The organism is Leptospira alstonii serovar Sichuan str. 79601, assembly GCF_000347175.1.
In the GTDB taxonomy this organism is placed as follows: domain Bacteria; phylum Spirochaetota; class Leptospiria; order Leptospirales; family Leptospiraceae; genus Leptospira; species Leptospira alstonii.
Window position 1 is genome coordinate 1 of record NZ_ANIK01000107.1, and the last position, 4,297, is coordinate 4,297.

Annotated in this window: 2 protein-coding genes and 2 pseudogenes; 1 reads left to right on the top strand and 3 read right to left on the bottom strand. The window is 40.1% G+C overall.

Translation table 11 applies throughout. The annotated features are described in order from the left end of the window. The 3 genes and pseudogenes from LEP1GSC194_RS23505 to LEP1GSC194_RS18100 form a co-directional block, all read right to left on the bottom strand. Positions 1–1,375 (bottom strand): annotated as a pseudogene (locus tag LEP1GSC194_RS23505) (RHS repeat-associated core domain-containing protein); the annotation flags it as partial. 596 nt (positions 1,376–1,971) lie between these two features. Then, complete coding sequence (locus tag LEP1GSC194_RS18095) at positions 1,972–2,961, bottom strand: DUF1016 N-terminal domain-containing protein (protein WP_036043719.1); 990 nt, start codon at positions 2,959–2,961, stop codon at positions 1,972–1,974. Between the two features lie 408 nt (positions 2,962–3,369). After that, positions 3,370–4,005: a hypothetical protein gene (locus tag LEP1GSC194_RS18100; protein WP_036043721.1), complete on the bottom strand. Its 636-nt coding sequence runs from the start codon at positions 4,003–4,005 to the stop codon at positions 3,370–3,372. 93 nt (positions 4,006–4,098) lie between these two features. Between LEP1GSC194_RS18100 and LEP1GSC194_RS23690 the strand changes: the two are divergent. Next, positions 4,099–4,297, top strand: a pseudogene (locus tag LEP1GSC194_RS23690) (transposase); the annotation flags it as partial.

The window sequence follows — 4,297 nt, forward strand, 5'->3', positions numbered from 1 at the left end:
CAGCGTTTGCATGAGTTCCGTCGCCGTAACCTAAAGTATATTCGCCTTTTTGAATCAAGTTTCCGTTGGCTGAAAAGGTAAAATCCTGGGTTCCGTATTTCCCGGTTGCTTGTGTCACTCTGCCTAAATTGTCCAACGTAAAGTTCTGGGTTCTCGTCGGGTTCAGTTTGTCTTCAATTTTTGTAATATTCCCTTTGGAATCATACGTAAGTTCCGTGTTGCCGATTATACTTCCATCCGGTTTTTTAGAAACCACGCTCAAAGGTTTTTTGTCGAGTGGCTCAAACCCGATTTCCATCGTCACGCCGTTTCCGGTGGTCCTTCTTACGCTTGGAACTCCGTTTGAATCTAAATACGGCCCTTGGTAAGAAACGACCGTGTGTCCAATACTTGTGCCGTCCGCAGAGTCCATTGTAATACTCGACAATGTTCCGTTAGGCGAATAGAAATTGTGTAGCTTGGTTCCGTCCGGTAACGTTTCCGTAATCGGTCTTCCGAGGGAATCATAGTCTATTTTGAAAATCGCAGTGACATCGTCCACGTATTTCGTCTTTTGGATTGTTTCCCCTCGTTGATTGTAGAAAAACTTTGTAATTCCCGCTCCGTCCGTTATTTGCGTTACGCGCCCTTTGGAAAACGGAACATTTCCATCGTCATATATGTACTGCACCGGTGCTTCCGGCCCGTTTGTCGTTTGGGTGCTGATTCTACCTAAAATATCGTATGTATAACTGATCGTCTTGCTTCTCGCATCCGTCTGACTTGCAATCCTTCCAACGGAATCGTAACTAAACGAAATCGTTCCGGAGTTCGGATCTTGTACGGAAGTCCTTCTTCCTAAAGAATTGTATGTAAAGGTGGTCGTAAGACCGCCCACGTCCGTAACCGTAATAGCTTCGCCAAACGGAGAATAGGCGTAAGACGTCGTTCTTCCGTTTGTCGTTTTGCTGATTGTTTGTCCCAATTCGTTTTTGGTTTCTGCTTGAATTACGGTCTGTCCGTCGGGATAATTGATCGTTTTTGTTTCCGTAAATCCAGTTCTGGTTACGTTTGTAAGAATGGTTCCCCCGCTCGCGCTCGGTTCCACCATAGAGGTCAAAGCTCCGTCCGGATCATTGTATTGAAACGTTATGTAGATAGGAGCCTGAAGGGATATATACGGTTTTGATCTTTGAATCAATTTTCCTTTTGTATAATCAAAGTAAAATTCTTCGATCGTATTGACTCCCGATACGGCTGTATTCGTTTCCGTGCGTATCGTATTTCCAAACGGATCTCTAAATATTTTGGATACGTTTACGCTTCCGCTCACATTATCTCGAATCGTCTTTGTGACAAATTCATTGTTATTCAAATTCGCTAAATCGTATTCATTCCAAGGGGTTAGTGGATAGGAATTAGATGTTAGGGGCGGGGAAAGCATTCCCCGCGCTTCATTCCGAGCTTGCTGTTTTTTTAATTTAAAAATGTTTAATGGTCCAACCAAGCTCGGCATTCCGCTTCCCCTTCGCCGGGAAATTTTGCTGGAAAAAGGCCCGGACCCAATGAGGTTGTCGTCCAAGAAATTGAAAACGGAGGGTGGGTTTGAAAAGTGTGCACCGGTGGTGCACACTTTTCTGCTCGAAGTCAAAGCGAATTTTTCAGAATCAATATTTAGCTGAAATAAACGATTTTCGAGTAACATAAAAGGATATCCTGTCACTAAGGTATAGTAATGATATTTTTTGTCAATTTTCTTAACATTTTCCGGTAAATTTCTATGGTTTTTAGCCCTTTTTAGACCCGATTATTGTCCCATTTTCAAGAAAAATCAGCTTTTTTTCCTCAAAAAACAAATCAAAAACGAAAACCGGTTACTTTTTTAATCTTCTCTTAAACTTTCGATTTAAAGGATGTAATATTGTATTTTTAAGTCTTCAAATCCATCACTCTTCGGGAATATAACAATAAGTGAATACATTCTTCATCGTATCAATAACCCAAATTCGCAAGTTCTTCGTTTAAATGAATTCCTTCGGTCTTTAATTTTTTAAAGTCCGCATTCTTCTCTCTTGAATAAAGAACATCGCCTAAATATCTTCCGTACTTGTCCTCGAAATGGGTTCGAATCAAAAGACTACTACCGGGTTTGAGTTTCTTTTTCAAAGAAGAAAAAATTTCCTCTCCTTCAGGACTTCCAAGTTCCGGAGCATTCACACCTAACAAACGGATTCTTTCTCTTAAGATCATACCAAAACCCAATTTCATTTGGACTAACAATGTGTCTCCGTCTATCACTCTCTCTAAACTTCCGAGATAATGATAAAGAAGCGATTTTGAATCGGGGTTTTGTTTTTCGTATTTCCAATCCTTCTTTTCCACGTTAAGCGCCACAATGTCGCTTTCACCAAAACCTTTTTCATCCACTTTTTTGTAAAAGTGAAAGCCGAAGTCAATCCAAAGCGTTTTTTCGGTTTGGATGTCCTTATTTACGATTTTGTAATGAAAGATGTCGCCATCGGGACGTTTCCAGAGTATTTTTTTCATTCCGCCGTAGTAACCGCCCTCCCGAGCCTTTCTTTCTAATATCTCGCGACTCCAATTGTTTTCCGCAGCCTCTTTCTCTAACTTCTTTCTCTGCGTTAAATTCGAAATGGAGGCTAAAATTCTGTAGTGACCCCAGCCAAGGCGATAATCCAATTTTTTGTTTCGATAGCTTTGATAAAATTTAAGGGCATAATAAAGGGTTCTTCTCGAAAATCCTTCGTTCAGTTGTTTGGAAATTTTTTCCGTCAGGTTTTTCATCTTCTGACTACTTTTGCCGTCCAATACATCCGAACTGAATTCACGGCTGAGTAATCCTCCGATTTCCAAATGCCCGTCAAGGAGGAAGCGATTTCCTCCTTTGTATGTGTTTTCCCTCAATGTTTTCATGATTGAGGTGATTTCGTCGGCTAAGAAATTTGCAGTTTTTGGTTTCAAGTTGGAAAATACCTTTCAAGCGGTCGTGAGTTTTAGTTCTGGCGGTTAGGACTTTACATTACAAGAATATGCAATTTTAATAATTTATAGTCGTGTTTCTGTTCTTAACTCTTTTTGCCGTTCGTCTTTATATCGAATCTGAGAGTTCACCGGTTTAGACTCTTGATTCAAATATCGACAGGTTTTTGATTTAGAAAATAGTAATTTTAAAATGTATAATGTTTCATTCTATGAATGAAATTGAATTTCTTTTTCTTTGGATCCTTCGTAAAATGCATTAAAATGGCAATTTGATGCATTCTGGTGGAAGTTTGTTTTTGATCGTGCTATGTTTTGGGGATATTCACCGGTCTTTTTATCAAAAATGAAAGCCCGATGTATAATGATCGGTTCGAGCGGAAAAATTGATCAAAGTAAATAAGCTCGAAAACGTTTTAAAAGTTCCTCATGTAAAAACGGATCATCGACGGGCATATCCGGATCCAATCGGTTAAATCGTTTTCGTAATTCCTTTTTTATTTCCGGGCTCGGAGTCTGAGACTCAAGCATTCGAGCCGATGCATACACTAAATCCGACAGGAAGTTATGGCTCCCTTCCACTCCCAATAGCAGATCGAAAGATGATAATAATATCTCCCAGTCCAAAGCGTCCGGTTTGCGGATATTGTGCATTATTTTCACCGTCTCGAACATCCCAGGCGATCCTTCTTTAATTTCCGCAAGCGTCTTCTTGCGATCGGAAAGATACGTATGGATCGCCTGCATTACACTTCTTTCCGCTTCTCCCTTTCCGTCCCACAAAAGCAATAGCGGTGCAAATTCTTTCAGTTTCCAAGAAACCGCTAAGTAAGCTCCCGCTATGACTTGGTCGATTTCTTTTCTTCGCAAACTCGCTTCTATCAATGGGTAATACTTAGGTTCCGGCTCGTCCTGGATATACATCAGATGCCACACAGAAAGCCCTTCTCCTCCGGACTCAAGCATCGCGTCCAGTTCCTTCAACGTCCGCTCCCGTATTCTCTCATATTCATTCGTTCGTATCATATATCGCCTTCTTTTGTATATTATATATTACTAATTTATTTTGGAATTAGCGGTGCACAGTTTTTATTTCAGGAAAACTAAGTCCCGGTGAAAATGAGGATTTCATTTTTTAAATTAGTATATCATATTATTTTTATGTGCTTTTGCTTTTTTCCTTTACAAAACTTCCTTCAGTATTTTTTTCTGCAAAACTATGAAAACGAAATCTCTCGTTAGTCGTCGGGTTTACCGAAGACGATCCCGTTCATTTTAAAGACGACGTCTACAGAAAGATTTCGGAAAGTAAGGCATT